We start from the raw sequence: 13,201 nt of genomic DNA, 5'->3' as shown, positions 1-13,201 counted from the left end.
TCAGAACTTATGAGCTTCATTGAACAGGTCCATGCACGCGAGGTGATGGATTCGCGTGGTAATCCAACGGTCGAAGCCGAGGTGATCCTCGAGGATGGCATTCAGGGCCGTGCGATGGTGCCGAGCGGCGCCTCGACCGGCGAGAACGAGGCCGTCGAGCTTCGCGATGGCGATATCCATCGTTATCTCGGCAAAGGCGTGCTCAGCGCGGTCAAGAACGTCAACGAGGTGATCGGCCGCGAGCTTGAAGGCCTCGATTGCCTCGATCAGACGATGATCGACCAGACGATGATCGAGTTGGACGGAACAGAGAACAGATCAAAGCTCGGAGCAAATGCGATCCTCGCGGTTTCGCTGGCGAATGCACGCGCGGCCGCATCGGTGCTCGAGATGCCGCTCTACCGCTATATCGGCGGCACGAATGCCAAGACGCTGCCCGTGCCGATGATGAACATCCTCAACGGCGGTGCTCACGCGGACAATAATGTCGATTTTCAGGAGTTCATGGTAATGCCGGTCGGCGCCGGATCGTTCGCCGAAGCTCTCAGGACCGGTGCCGAGATATTTCACAATCTCAAGGACGTCCTAAAAGGCCGCGGCTATTCCACGGGCGTCGGCGACGAAGGCGGCTTTGCTCCGAACCTCAGATCCAACGAAGAAGCCGTCGAGACCATCCTCGAGGCAATAGAAAAGGCAGGTTACAAGGCCGGCGACAATGTCATGCTCGCCCTCGATCCCGCATCGAGCGAATTCTATAAGGACGGCAAATACATCTTTAAGAAGAGCGACAAGCGCGAGCTTTCGAGCGAAGAGATGGCCGCATACTGGGCCGACTGGTGCTCGAAATATCCGATCATCTCGATCGAGGACGGCATGGCCGAGAACGATTGGGACGGTTGGAAGAGCCTCACACAGCAGGTCGGCGGCAAGGTGCAGTTGGTCGGTGACGACCTGTTTGTGACCAACACGAAATTCCTGCAAAAGGGTATCGACGAGAATGCCGCGAATTCGATCCTCATTAAGGTCAACCAGATCGGCACGCTCACGGAAACGCTTGATGCCATTGAGCTTGCACGCACCAATAACATGACCGCCGTCATCTCGCACCGCTCCGGCGAGACCGAGGACAGCTTTATCGCAGATCTAGCCGTCGCCACCAACGCGGGCCAGATCAAGACAGGCAGCCTCTGCCGCAGCGACCGCATCGCTAAGTACAATCAGCTTCTGCGCATCGAAGAGGACCTCGGCGACTCGGCTCGATATCCGGGACGCAGAGCTTTCTACCAGATCGGTTAGGGCAATAGTTCGCATAGGGCCTACGAGGCCTATTATGGATATCCGCGAAGCTCTTCTCGTGAGCCACTCAAAGGCCAACACGCAGAGGATCGCCGACTATATCGGCAACGATCCTGATCGGTTTGCCGAGCTAATGAAGTGCATGCTCGGGCCTGTCTATCGCGTGTCGCAGCGTGCGGCATGGCCGGTGAGCTACTGCGTTCAGCGTCATCCGCGTCTCATCGAGCCCTATTGGGGCAAGCTCGCAGTCCAACTCGAACGCGACGACGCTCATGTCGCTGTCCGCCGCAATGTCGCGCGGCTGCTGCAGTTCGTCGATATCCCGAAACGTCATCAGGGCCGCATTTTTGACGCTTGCTACGCGCTGCTCGCCGACATATCTCAGCCGGTGGCCGTTCGATGTTTTTCAATGACCGTGGCGGCGAATATCGCGATAAATGACCCGTCATTGATGGACGAATTGCGACTGATCGCGACCAGGCATCCGGAGGTCACGACTGCCGGCTTTCGGAGCCGCCTCCAAAGGATCTTCGGAGTATAACGATTATTGCTATGGATACTAATAATTGTTATCGTAAAGTTATGAATGTTTCACTTTCACCAGAACTAGAACAGATGATCCTGGCAAAGATCCAGAGCGGAATGTACAACACCGCCAGTGAGGTCGTCCGTGAAGGGCTCAGGCTCATTCAACAGCGTGACGAAATACGAGCGGAGAAACTCGCGGCGCTCAGGTCGGATGTCAGGCGTGGACTCGACGACCTCGAGGGCGGGCGTTACCGGGATGGCCAGGAGGTAATGGCCGATCTGACAGGGCGGCTGACGGACATCAAACGACGGAATGGCTAGATACATCGTAAGCAGCGAGGCCGAACAGGACATCACCGAAATAGTTCTCTTCATCGCGGAAGAAAATGTCGATGCTGCGATCGGTCTTAAAGATCGCTTCCATAAGGTTTTCGACGTGCTTGTGGACAACCCAAGGGCGGGGCGAGAACGTGATGAACTCGCTGAGGGGCTTCGGAGTTTCCCTGTGGGCAGCTATATCGTATTCTATCGACTCTGGGCCGGCGATATAGCGATCGCCCGCATCATTCATGCTGCCCGCGATTTCAATGAGATCTGTTAGGAGCCGAATGGGGGCCATACTAGCTCCGACTCCGCACAATGGAGATGTCACCACTCGCTTTGCGTCGGTTATAATGGGTTCGGCCTTATTTGTCTCTCAATGGATTCTGCAAAGCCCATGAACGACCGCCCCGTGACACTCGTGATCCTCGACGGCTGGGGTTATGCACCGCGGACTGAGGGCAATGCCATTGCGATGGCTCACACGCCATATTACGACGAGATATGTCGGTGTTTCCCAATGACGACGCTGTCGGCGACAGGTGCTGACGGGCAGAGCGGAAATGCCGAGGTCGGGCATCTAAACATCGGCACCGGCCGCGCTGCGCGCACCGAAGCGGCCAGGATCAATGCGGCAGTCGAGTCAGGGGAATTCCTCGAGAATCCCGTGCTCAATCGCTCATTTGCGCGTGCGAAGGAAAAGGGCTCAGACGTGCACCTGATCGGCTTGGTGAGCGACGGCGGTGTGCATTCATCGACCGAGAACCTCTTCGCTCTGATCCGTCTTGCAAAGACCAACGGCCTAAAGAACATCTTTGTTCACTGCATCCTTGACGGCGTAGATGTGCCGCCGCGAACGGCAGACGTGTATCTCGAGGCGCTCGAGATCAAGCTCGCGGATATCGGCATCGGCCAGATCGCCTCGCTGTGCGGACGATTCTTTGCGATGGACACGGCCGAGAACTGGGAACGAACGGCCCGCGCGTTTACAATGCTCGTGCATGCCGAGGGCGAACGCAGCCGCGATGCTGTCTCGGCGATCCGCAATTCGTTCTTGCGTGGCATCGCTGATGAATTTACATCACCGATAGTCATTGAGGAGGCGCCCGATATTCCCCTTGCAACGGTCAAGAACGGCGATCTGGTCGTTTTCTTCAACCACCGTGCCGACGGCATGCGCCAGCTCGTCCGGTCGCTGTGCATCCCCGAGGGCGCGAGCGGAGCTAAGCCGGACATCGACACGGTCGGGCTGGTGGAGTACGATCCCGGCTTCAATTTGCCCGCTGCATTCAGACACGAGCCTGAAACGAATTCGCTCACTGACGTCCTGGCAGCGAATGAGGTCCCGAGCGTGAAGATAACCGAGTACTCTCGATATCCGCATCTGACGTGGTTCTTTAATGGCGGAGTCGATTCGCCGTCGCGATGGGAGCAGCAGGTATTGGTTGGCGATCCGGGCAGCCGTTTGGCCGATACTCCGCCGGAATCGGAGAGCTTCAAGATCGCGGACAAGCTCCGTCGAGGCATCGAGACGGCTCCGAACGGCGTCTTTGTCGTGAACATTCCGGCCGCCGGGCTGATCGCCGAGACCGGTGACGTTGGCCGGACGGTGGCAGCGATCCAATATATCGACACCTGCCTTGGTGGTATCTGCGAACGTGTCGCCGAGGCCGGCGGCGTCGCTATCATTACGTCAACGCACGGAAATTGTGAGGCCATGCTCCATGCCGACAGTGGCGAGCCGAGCTACTCGGCGACCGACAATCCGGTGCCGTTCCATTTCATGGATTTCCGCTCGAACGGCGTCACCCTGCGTGACGAAGGGACCTTAGCCGATGTCGCACCGACAATTCTGGGCATCCTCGGCCTCGAAAAGCCCTCCGAGATGACCGGTTCGGACCTTAGGATGTTGTAGAATCATCCTTTTGGTCATATGGTTGAAGAATTGGTTTTTGACAGTGCCGATGAGCGGCGTAAGGTGCGTCACAACGGCACGGGCTGGATCGAGGTGATCGCCGGTTCGATGTTCTCGGGCAAATCCGAAGAGCTTATCCGTCGCCTGAACCGTGCCCGCATCGCGCGGCAAAAGGTGCAGGTTTTCAAGCCCGTGATCGACGCCCGTTATTCGGTCGAGGAGATCGCGTCGCACTCAGGGCAGAAGCACGTTTCCGTCCCCGTCGCCGACACGGCCGAAATGGTCGCCCTGATCGAGAGCGACACCGAGGTCGTTGGGATCGACGAAGGGCAGTTCTTTGACGAGGCCATCGTAAAGGCTGTAAATGAACTGGCGGTAAGCGGCCGCCGCGTAATTATCGCCGGCCTCGATCAGGACTACACCGGCACACCGTTCGAACCGATGCCGCGGCTGCTGGCTATCGCCGAGTTCATCACAAAGATCCACGCCATCTGCGTCAAATGCGGCTCGACCGCGAACTTTACCCAACGCACCGTCGAATCCGACGCCCTCGTCGAGGTCGGCGCGGCTGATAAATACGAGGCCCGCTGCCGCCGCTGCTTCGTCCCGCACGCGGATGCACCGACGCTTGATTAAGAGTTATTCGGCAGTGTCTTAAATTCGTGCATTCGTGGCTAATAATGCCTGGCAAAGAATTAGCCACGAATGCACGAATAGACCAAACACTACTAGTTACTTCGGTATCTTGACCGAATACATCACCGCTGCAAAATCGTCGCGGTGCTTATCGAAATTTGAGCCCTTTGTAGAAAGGATCACGTTTAGCTGCTGATTCTTGCCGTTTCGCTCGCGAAAGGCTATCCATTGATGTCGCCGCGGATCGTCACGCTGTGAGGGCATTGCTTCGGTCCACTCAGCGCCTCGAAGGCCATCTATCTCCAGCATTCTCGCCTTTTCGTACTCGCCGGACTCGGTCCTGCCGACGGCGCTCTCATACGTTCCTTTTAGGCTGAGGTCGGCGGGGAATGAATCGGGAAGCTCAGAGACCGACACGATGATAAAGGCATTGTCCGCCGAGCCGTAGTTGAACATCCGCTCATCCACCTTGATCTTTTCCCAGCCGGCCGGCAGCTTCCACGAGATATCCTGCGCCTCCCATTTGGTTTCGGTGCCGGCGTCGGCGATGGCCTGCTGGGCAGGCGTCATCGATGCCTTCTCCGCCTCGCCCGGCGGCGTGCGGCCGCCGTCGGCCCAACCGCCCGGCGGCGCGTTAGGGTCCGAGCTGGCGGGCGAATTAGCATTCCCGCCCGTAACGCTCTTTAGCCGCTCCTGCAGCCCGCAGAACGTCATTGCAAACATCAAAACACCAATAGTGAGCACCACCTTCATCTTTCTGCCTCCGAGTTGTTGCCCTATTGTTACAGCGAAAAGAGGCGAATGCAATAGCCGTAGATTTCTTCGCGCGAGGCGTTGAAAAATTCGCGCCGGGCCGAGCGCAGCCGCCGCTTTCCTGCTGTAAACACGGCTGCTTACAGACCGCTTTTCCGGCACGCCTCTTGCACAATTCGTAAGATTGCCCGGCGGCGACCACGCTGCCGAATGATCGTAGGTGTCTTTTTGACGACATTGGACGCACTGTACTTATGGAATAACAACCAAAGGGCATCGGTTGACGACGCCGGTTAGCCTTATCCAAACCGGAGGCAGACATGATGCAACAGTCCTATTACATTTCAATTCTGTGCCGCAACGCTCTGGCGGCTGTCGCGGCCATTCTCTTTATTCTCAGTTTCGGATCGACGACACAGGCGCAGGAGGTTCCGTGTCTCAAGCCCCGTGTCGAGCGGACCGTCTTCGTCAACACATCCGACCGTTCCATTCGCGATGAGTGCACCGGCCGACGCGGGCTGCCGCGAAGAACAGAGGGCGGCTTTGGCGAGCCGGTAATGATCTCAGGCCACGTCACGCACCAGAACGGCGTAAGGATGTCGGGCGTCACGATGACGCTGAGAGACCTGAATAACAACACGACCCGCACCGTTATCACCGACCAGACTGGGAACTATCTCTTCGACAATATCCCATGGGGCAGCCGCGTCGAACTTGCTCCATCGCTTGAGAATTATGAGTTCTTCCCGCCGTCCGTTATTTGGGAGGGCATTGTCGAGGACGAGGTGTGGAATTTTATCGCGGTCGGCCCGCCGCCACCGCCACCGCCTCCGCCGACAAACCAGCCGACCCTCGCATGGACAAGCTATTTTGACAATACGCCCGCTCTTGCTGACTACAACGCGATGATAGGCCGCGACGCCGCAGGGAATATCTACACCGGCGGCACCTCCTATGTCGACGCGCAGACCGAGGACACGGACATCATCGTCTTCAAGACCGACCCGAACGGCAACCGCGTGTGGTCACGCTCCTGGGCCGGCGAAGGGCTTTACAAGGACGCCTTGCGCGATATGGCCGTCGATGCGGCCGGCAATGTTTACCTGACAGGCTACACATACAGCATACCGGAGGGTACATCACAGCTTCGCAGCTATAACTATGTGACGATCAAGTACAACACCGACGGTGATGTCGTTTGGACTAGGTTTTACGGACCGAATCCCGGCTACGATGACTTTCCCCGAATTCTCAAGATCGATGCGGCGGGTAATACCTACGTCGCGGGCTATTCCTGGGGCGTCGGCACCTATGCGAATTACGCGACCGTCAAATACGACACTCAGGGTAACGAGGTCTGGGCCAGAAGGTTTGCCGGCGGTTTTGGCGAGATCCTGAACGACCTCGACATTGATACGAGCGGCAATGTTTATATCACCGGGTATTCAAACAATTCGCTCGCGGGCGGTTCGGAGGATATCGTCACGATCAAATATAACTCGGCTGGCGAGCAACAGTGGCTGGACCGATACGCGACAACTGCTCCTGAGATGTCCGATGAGGGCTATGAGGTCGAGATCGACGGCGACGGGAATGTGCTCGTGCTGGGCGAATCGCATGATTCCGAGGCCGGGACGACGTTCATCCGTAAGATCAACGGCCAGACCGGCACGGCCGTATGGACGCGTCCGATCACCGAAATCAGCCAGACTCAGAGCGTTTACGCAACGTCAATGGCGTTTAACAGTAATGGCGATATTGTCCTAACCGGAATGCTTTACGACCAGCAAAGTTACGACGTTGATGCGTTTGTTGCAAAGCTGACGCCCGAGGTCGTTACCGCGTGGGTCAGGACTTACGATGGCCCGTCGGACGATGACTTTGACGGCGACCCGAAGATCGTGATCGCACCGGACAACAGCATTGTCGCGGCGTTCACGTCCGAAGGGTTTGCGAATGCCGACATTCAGGCCGTCAAATACGCCGCGGACGGCACCGAGGACTGGACGTATCGATTCGGCAATCCGTTCTTTGGCGACGACGTGATGCTCAGTTGGGAAGCCGAAGCGGCCCAGAAGACAATACTGCTCGACGCGCAGGGCCACGTTTACGCGGCCGGAAGCTCATTTATTCCTGAGCAATCGACCGACCTCGTCGTTTTCAAACTCGAACCCGTCGGCCAGACGCGGGCCGCTCCGTTCGACTGGGACGGTGACCGAAAGGCCGACATCGCGGTCTTCAGGCCGTCAACCGGCGACTGGTTCATTCAAAAGAGTACCGACGGCACGGTCGGCATCATGAACTGGGGCGGTGGGCGTGACAAGCTTGTCCCGGCCGATTACGACGGCGACGGACGGTTTGACGCCGGCGTTTATCGCGACGGTATGTGGTACGTCCGACGCAGTTCGAATGGCTCACACCTTATCAGCCAGTTCGGGCTCGCAGGTGATAAGCCGGTGCCGTCCGATTACGACAACGACGGCAAGGCCGACCTGAGTGTCTTTCGCAACGGCAATTGGTACACGGCGCAAAGCTCGAATGGTGAGGTCAATACCAAACAGTTTGGCACCGCCGAGGACACGCCTATTCCGGCGGATTTTGACCATAACCGCCGTAGCGACGTGGCCGTCTATCGGGCCGGGACCTGGTATGTTCAATACGAGGAAGGCCTGCCGATGGTGACGCTCCAGTTCGGCTCCGTAGCCGATAAGGTCGTACCCGCCGACTACGACGGCGACAAGCAGGTCGATCACGCCGTATTCCGCGACGGCACATGGTACATCTGGCAAAGCTGGTTCCAGGCACCGCGGGCCATCCAATTCGGCCAGAGTGGCGACGTCCCCGTGCCCGCCGACTATGACGGCGACCGCAAAGCCGACCTCGCCGTCTATCGCAACGGCGTTTGGTACATCTGGCGAACGTCCGACAACGGCTTCACCATAACCCAATTCGGACTCGGCACCGATATCCCGCTGCCGGCGGCGTATATCAAATAGCCGTGATCGCGGTTGCTTCTAAGGAGGGAATCCTGCCGGTATCGGGGTTCCCTCAATTTCACTGCGGCCGAACCGCCTTCGCTTGCCTCTTAATCGACTGTTTCACCGCAGCGCGTGTCAGTAGCCCGTCAGGGAGGGCGCCGCCGAGATAACATTGCGTTCGAGTTTTTGCACTAGCCCTGATGCTCGCGAAGCGGCGCCCTCCCTCACGGTCGGGCTACTGACAAGCGGGCTACCGACGGGGCACGACTGACACGGCCTGAACTTTCGGATAGAATGGACGTATTCGCTTGTAGCAACTATTTGAGGTGACGCTATGAGATACACCCTTGCCGAAGACGCCAAGCCCAAGGCTGCATTGCTGCTGATCGCGACGCTCGCGACGGTTGTGTTGTGGTTCATTCCGTATGCCGAATATCTGGTGTATCCAATACGGCTGTTTGTGACGTTTATCCACGAGGGCAGCCATGCACTGATCGCGGTGCTGACGGGCGGATCGGTGCAAAGCCTGACGATAGCGGCCGATGGGAGCGGTGTCGTCTATTCGGCGTCGTCCGGCCTTATTGGCCAGGTGCTTACATCGAGCGCCGGCTATGTCGGGGCAGCCGTTTTTGGCGTGGCGATGCTCGGCCTGATGCGCAAGAATGTGTCACCGCACAGGATACTGTTTGGCTGCGGCGTTTTTGTCGGCGTGATGACGCTGGTCTTTGCGATAGTGGCTCCGATATTCAATTTTCTGTCGCTCAACGTGCCGTTTTCGAGCGTTGTGTTTACGGTAGCTGCGGGCCTGGTGCTGACCGGCATTCTGCTGGCGATGGCGCGGTTCGCCAGCCACCGAGTGGCCGACTTTGCGGTAGCATTTCTCGCGGTCCAGTGTCTGATGAACGCCTTGTCAGACCTTAAGACAGTGCTATTCATCAACGCTCCGCTGATCGGTGCGGACATCCAGACTGACGCCGGCAATATGGCCGCCGCTACGGGAATTCCCGCGTTTCTCTGGGTCGTCGTCTGGATCGCGATCTCGCTCGTTGTGATAACGATCGGCCTGCGAATGTACGCGAATGTGAAAGGCGTCTCGAAGGGCGAATCCGTTTTTAACGACTGACATGGCGACTGCGAAGAGCGTCAGGACCACACTCGATCAATTTATGATCGGGACCCGGCTGTTGGTCCGCTCTCGCACGGATTGGCGTTTCGCCGCCGTTTCAAAGATAGCCGAAGAACGCGTTGTTTTGACGGTCTGCTCGCCCACGGGCCGCACCTATCGGCTCCGCCGCGACCTCGATACCGAGGTCATTCTCGAGGGCAAGCTCGCAATCATTCCCAACGAAGCCGACGATACGTGGCGAGACAATTTTGGCCGCTACGATGTTCGCTGGTAACGGCCCTTTTGTCCGCGATTTTCCGATTTGCTAAACTGGATTTTTGCCCATAGCGGCAGATCTCCGTCTATGCCGGCTGCGAAGCAGAAAGAGGAAGCCATCCACGTCCGCGGGGCCCGCGTTCACAACCTCAAGAACATCTCGGTCTCGATACCGGTCAACAAGCTGACCGTTATCACGGGCATTTCGGGCTCAGGCAAGTCATCGCTCGCATTTGACACGCTCTATGCCGAGGGGCAGCGGCGCTATGTCGAATCGCTCTCGGCTTACGCCCGACAATTTCTAGAGCGCATGGACAAGCCGGACGTTGATGAGATCGTCGGCATCGCGCCGGCCATCGCTATTCGGCAAAAGAATTCGACCAAGAACCCCCGCTCGACCGTAGCAACTCAGACTGAGATATACGACTATCTACGTCTGCTATATGCCCGCGCCGGCCAGACGTTCTGCCACGCCTGCAGCAGGGAAGTTAAGAAGGATTCACCGGAATCAGCGGCCGATGAGATATTGGCGGAACTGTCCGAGGGCACGCGGTTCTATGTGCTGTTCCCTATCGAGAGTGATGAGTCCGCGCGTGTCCGCAGCCGACACGCAAGCAAGGGCTCAGCATCGAAAGCCGGGCGTTTGAAAAAGAGCGAAAGCCTCAGCACACAGGCATTCCTGATCTCCATGCTGCAGCAGGGTTTTTCGCGCCTTCTCCGCAGCGGCGAGATCATCGAGCTGCAAAAGCCGGAAGATTATCCGCACGGCGACTTTGCGGACACATACGTCCTGATCGACCGGCTCAAGGCATCGGCAGACGTTCGTCAAAGATTGGTCGATTCGCTTGAGACCTGCTTTCGCGAAGCTCATGCCGCCGTCGTACTGCAGGCGGAACCGCCCGCGTCAGCGGGTGGCGCGGCCAAAGGTGAGGCGGGCGTTGGAGCTAACGAGAGCGCTCTGCCACCTGCTTACGCAGGCGGTTCTGCCCTGCGGTTCTCAGACGGTTTTATCTGCAAATACGACGGCACTCGCTACGATGAGCCTGAGCCGGCATTGTTCAGTTTTAACTCGCCTTACGGTGCATGCCCAACGTGTCAGGGTTTCGGCAATACGATCGGGATCGATTACGGGCTGGTGATCCCGAATCCATTGTTGTCATTGGCTGACGGTGCGGTCGATCCCTTCACGCGGCCGCAGCACGCGTGGGCGCAAAAGGAGCTATTGAAATACGCCGCGGCTGCGGGCATTTCGATGAACATTCCGTTCGCTGATCTCGACGATCATCAGCAAAACGCCATCATCTACGGTGACGATGGCTGGCGAGGCGTCAAGGGTTTCTTCCAATGGCTTGAGACAAAGAAATACAAGCTGCACGTTCGTGTATTTCTTGCCAAGTATCGCGGATATACGCGATGTCCCGATTGTGACGGACTGCGGCTGCGGCGGGAGGCACGCGACGTAAAGATCGGCGGCCGCTCGCTGCCCGAGATCGTCGAGATGTCGATCCGCGATGCATATGAGTTCTTTGAGCAGCTAGAACTTGACTCTGAGCGAACGCAGATCGCTGAAAAGGTCCTGCTTGAGATACGCCGACGGCTGAAATTCCTCGTCGAGGTCGGCCTCGATTACCTGACACTCGGCCGACTGGCGGCGACACTTTCCGGCGGTGAGGCCCAGCGGATACAGCTTGCAACAAATCTCGGCTCGCTGCTCGTCGGAACGCTGTATGTGTTGGATGAGCCGAGCATCGGCCTGCATCCCCGAGACAACGCTCGACTGCTCGCGATACTTGAGAACCTGCGTGACATTGGCAATACAGTGGTTGTCGTCGAGCACGACGAAGACACGATGCGTGCCGCCGATCACATCGTGGACATCGGCCTGCACGCCGGTGAGTCTGGCGGCGATGTCGTCTTCGAAGGGCGTTTTGATGGCCTCTTGGGCGATGAGCGTTCGCTCACGGCGAAGTATCTTCGCGGCGAGGCCGAGATCAAGCTGCCTCGGTCGCGACGGCCCGTGACGAAACGAAAGCTGGAGATCATCGGCGCCCGCGAGCACAATCTCAAGAACGTCTCGGTCAAGATACCGCTCGAGATGCTCGTATGCGTCACCGGCGTTTCCGGCTCGGGCAAATCGACGCTGGTGCATGACGTTCTGTATGCCGGGCTCAAGAAGAAGCGAGGCGAATGGAACTCGCATGTGGGCTTCTTCAAGGAGATCAAGGGCGGAGAATCGATCGACGACGTTATACTGGTCGATCAATCGCCCATCGGCCGTACGCCAAGGTCAAATCCGGTGACCTACATCAAGGCCTATGACGCGATCCGCGAAGTATTTGCCGCGACCAATGCCGCAAAGACGAAGGGCTACAGCTCCTCGCACTTTTCGTTCAATGTGCCGGGCGGCCGGTGTGAGATCTGCCAGGGCAGCGGCGTTGTCACCATCGAGATGCAGTTTCTCGCCGATGTCGAACTGACGTGCGAAGACTGCCGTGGAAAACGCTTCAAGTCCGAGATCCTCGATGTCAGATACAAGGGCAAGAACATCCACGAGGCCCTCAAGCTGACCGTTAGAGAGGCGATATTGTTCTTTAAGGACGTGCCAAAGATCGTGACGCGCCTAAAGGTGCTGGACGCCGTAGGCCTCGGCTACCTTCGTCTTGGCCAGTCCGCAACGACGCTCTCCGGCGGTGAGGCACAGCGTGTGAAACTTGCGTCGCATCTCGCTCAAAAGACGGCCGACCGAACATTATTCATCTTTGACGAACCGACGACGGGGCTGCATTTTGACGATATCAACAAGCTTTTGTCGGCATTTCGCGCATTGATCGATAACGGCGGCAGCCTGCTCGTGATCGAGCACAATCTGGATGTGATAAAGACGGCCGATTGGGTGATAGACCTCGGCCCAGAAGGCGGCGTTGGCGGCGGCGAGATCGTTGCAGCCGGCACGCCGGAGGCGGTCGCCAAGGTGGAAGGTTCAATTACGGGACGATATCTCGCGGGATTGGTCGGTGAGCATGATAATTAGTCGTCTCCAAACTTCGCCCGCCATGCAGGCGCTATCTGCTCCATCACCTTGCAGTCGCAGTAGCCGCCGTTCTCATTGAGCCAGGACGTAAGGCGTGGAAAGTCGAGCCGATTATCCATCATGAACTTCATCGCGTGCCGCAGATGATGGTCACACTCGGCCTCGAACAGTTCGTCCTCTACAAAATCGAGCAGAAGGCTTATCGTCTGCTGGCCCGCGGGCAGGCTTTCGAGGAATGCACGCAATTCCTCGCCGCTCTTTTGTTCGAGATTTTCGATCTGGCGTTTACGGACAACCGGCATATGATCGGGATTCCTGCCCATTTTAGCACTGTTGCCGTTGGTTCAGAACGCGATAAATCT

12 protein-coding genes are annotated in these 13,201 nt (G+C 57.8%); 10 read left to right on the top strand and 2 right to left on the bottom strand.

What is annotated here, in order from left to right:
• The first annotated feature begins 9 nt into the window (after positions 1 to 9).
• The 6 genes from eno (at position 10) to IPM59_14190 (ending at position 4,696) form a co-directional block, all read left to right on the top strand.
• The gene (gene eno / locus IPM59_14215) at positions 10 to 1,296 is read left to right on the top strand and encodes a phosphopyruvate hydratase (protein ID MBK9216721.1); all 1,287 of its coding nucleotides are present in this window, start codon (positions 10 to 12) and stop codon (positions 1,294 to 1,296) included.
• A 34-nt stretch (positions 1,297 to 1,330) separates the two neighbouring features.
• Positions 1,331 to 1,837: a hypothetical protein gene (locus IPM59_14210; GenBank protein MBK9216720.1), complete on the top strand. Its 507-nt coding sequence runs from the start codon at positions 1,331 to 1,333 to the stop codon at positions 1,835 to 1,837.
• Between the two features lie 41 nt (positions 1,838 to 1,878).
• On the top strand, positions 1,879 to 2,145 hold the full coding sequence (locus tag IPM59_14205; GenBank protein MBK9216719.1) for a type II toxin-antitoxin system ParD family antitoxin: 267 nt from the start codon (positions 1,879 to 1,881) through the stop codon (positions 2,143 to 2,145).
• Positions 2,138 to 2,425: a type II toxin-antitoxin system RelE/ParE family toxin gene (locus IPM59_14200; GenBank protein MBK9216718.1), complete on the top strand. Its 288-nt coding sequence runs from the start codon at positions 2,138 to 2,140 to the stop codon at positions 2,423 to 2,425. Before IPM59_14205 ends, IPM59_14200 begins: the two co-directional genes overlap by 8 nt.
• A 117-nt stretch (positions 2,426 to 2,542) precedes the next feature.
• Entirely contained in the window at positions 2,543 to 4,060 is a 1,518-nt protein-coding gene (locus tag IPM59_14195) for a 2,3-bisphosphoglycerate-independent phosphoglycerate mutase (protein MBK9216717.1), read from the top strand.
• An 18-nt stretch (positions 4,061 to 4,078) separates the two neighbouring features.
• The gene (locus tag IPM59_14190; protein MBK9216716.1) at positions 4,079 to 4,696 is read left to right on the top strand and encodes a thymidine kinase; all 618 of its coding nucleotides are present in this window, start codon (positions 4,079 to 4,081) and stop codon (positions 4,694 to 4,696) included.
• Between the two features lie 96 nt (positions 4,697 to 4,792).
• Here the strand turns inward: IPM59_14190 and IPM59_14185 are convergent, their stop codons facing one another.
• Complete coding sequence (locus IPM59_14185; protein ID MBK9216715.1) at positions 4,793 to 5,449, bottom strand: hypothetical protein; 657 nt, start codon at positions 5,447 to 5,449, stop codon at positions 4,793 to 4,795.
• A 320-nt stretch (positions 5,450 to 5,769) separates the two neighbouring features.
• Here IPM59_14185 and IPM59_14180 point away from each other — a divergent pair, with 320 nt between their 5' ends.
• The 4 genes from IPM59_14180 to uvrA all read left to right on the top strand — a co-directional run bounded on the left by IPM59_14180 (position 5,770) and on the right by uvrA (position 12,839).
• A complete protein-coding gene (locus tag IPM59_14180; protein ID MBK9216714.1) occupies positions 5,770 to 8,445 on the top strand; it encodes an SBBP repeat-containing protein in 2,676 nt (891 codons plus the stop codon).
• Positions 8,446 to 8,761: 316 nt separating this feature from the next.
• Complete coding sequence (locus tag IPM59_14175) at positions 8,762 to 9,550, top strand: M50 family metallopeptidase (protein ID MBK9216713.1); 789 nt, start codon at positions 8,762 to 8,764, stop codon at positions 9,548 to 9,550.
• Position 9,551: 1 nt separating this feature from the next.
• Positions 9,552 to 9,827 (top strand): hypothetical protein, encoded by a 276-nt coding sequence (locus tag IPM59_14170; GenBank protein MBK9216712.1) that lies wholly within the window; start codon positions 9,552 to 9,554, stop codon positions 9,825 to 9,827.
• A gap of 69 nt (positions 9,828 to 9,896) precedes the next feature.
• Positions 9,897 to 12,839 (top strand): excinuclease ABC subunit UvrA, encoded by a 2,943-nt coding sequence (gene uvrA, locus IPM59_14165; protein MBK9216711.1) that lies wholly within the window; start codon positions 9,897 to 9,899, stop codon positions 12,837 to 12,839.
• Here the strand turns inward: uvrA and IPM59_14160 are convergent.
• Positions 12,836 to 13,141: a DUF2695 domain-containing protein gene (locus tag IPM59_14160; GenBank protein MBK9216710.1), complete on the bottom strand. Its 306-nt coding sequence runs from the start codon at positions 13,139 to 13,141 to the stop codon at positions 12,836 to 12,838. The genes uvrA and IPM59_14160 overlap by 4 nt on opposite strands.
• Between the last annotated feature and the right edge of the window lie 60 nt (positions 13,142 to 13,201).

Source organism: Chloracidobacterium sp. (genome assembly GCA_016715795.1).
Classification (GTDB): domain Bacteria; phylum Acidobacteriota; class Blastocatellia; order Pyrinomonadales; family Pyrinomonadaceae; genus OLB17.
The sequence above is the reverse complement of the archived record's forward strand: the minus strand, read 5'-3'. Positions and strand labels throughout refer to the sequence as shown.

Coding starts and splice junctions, on each gene's coding strand:
- IPM59_14210 (MBK9216720.1), top strand. CDS start 1,331: ATGGATATCCGCGAAGCTCTTCTCGTGAGCCACTCAAAGGCCAACACG.
- IPM59_14185 (MBK9216715.1), bottom strand. CDS start 5,449: ATGAAGGTGGTGCTCACTATTGGTGTTTTGATGTTTGCAATGACGTTC.
- IPM59_14190 (MBK9216716.1), top strand. CDS start 4,079: ATGGTTGAAGAATTGGTTTTTGACAGTGCCGATGAGCGGCGTAAGGTG.
- IPM59_14195 (MBK9216717.1), top strand. CDS start 2,543: ATGAACGACCGCCCCGTGACACTCGTGATCCTCGACGGCTGGGGTTAT.
- IPM59_14175 (MBK9216713.1), top strand. CDS start 8,762: ATGAGATACACCCTTGCCGAAGACGCCAAGCCCAAGGCTGCATTGCTG.
- eno (MBK9216721.1), top strand. CDS start 10: ATGAGCTTCATTGAACAGGTCCATGCACGCGAGGTGATGGATTCGCGT.
- IPM59_14205 (MBK9216719.1), top strand. CDS start 1,879: ATGAATGTTTCACTTTCACCAGAACTAGAACAGATGATCCTGGCAAAG.
- IPM59_14160 (MBK9216710.1), bottom strand. CDS start 13,141: ATGCCGGTTGTCCGTAAACGCCAGATCGAAAATCTCGAACAAAAGAGC.
- IPM59_14170 (MBK9216712.1), top strand. CDS start 9,552: ATGGCGACTGCGAAGAGCGTCAGGACCACACTCGATCAATTTATGATC.
- IPM59_14200 (MBK9216718.1), top strand. CDS start 2,138: ATGGCTAGATACATCGTAAGCAGCGAGGCCGAACAGGACATCACCGAA.
- IPM59_14180 (MBK9216714.1), top strand. CDS start 5,770: ATGATGCAACAGTCCTATTACATTTCAATTCTGTGCCGCAACGCTCTG.
- uvrA (MBK9216711.1), top strand. CDS start 9,897: ATGCCGGCTGCGAAGCAGAAAGAGGAAGCCATCCACGTCCGCGGGGCC.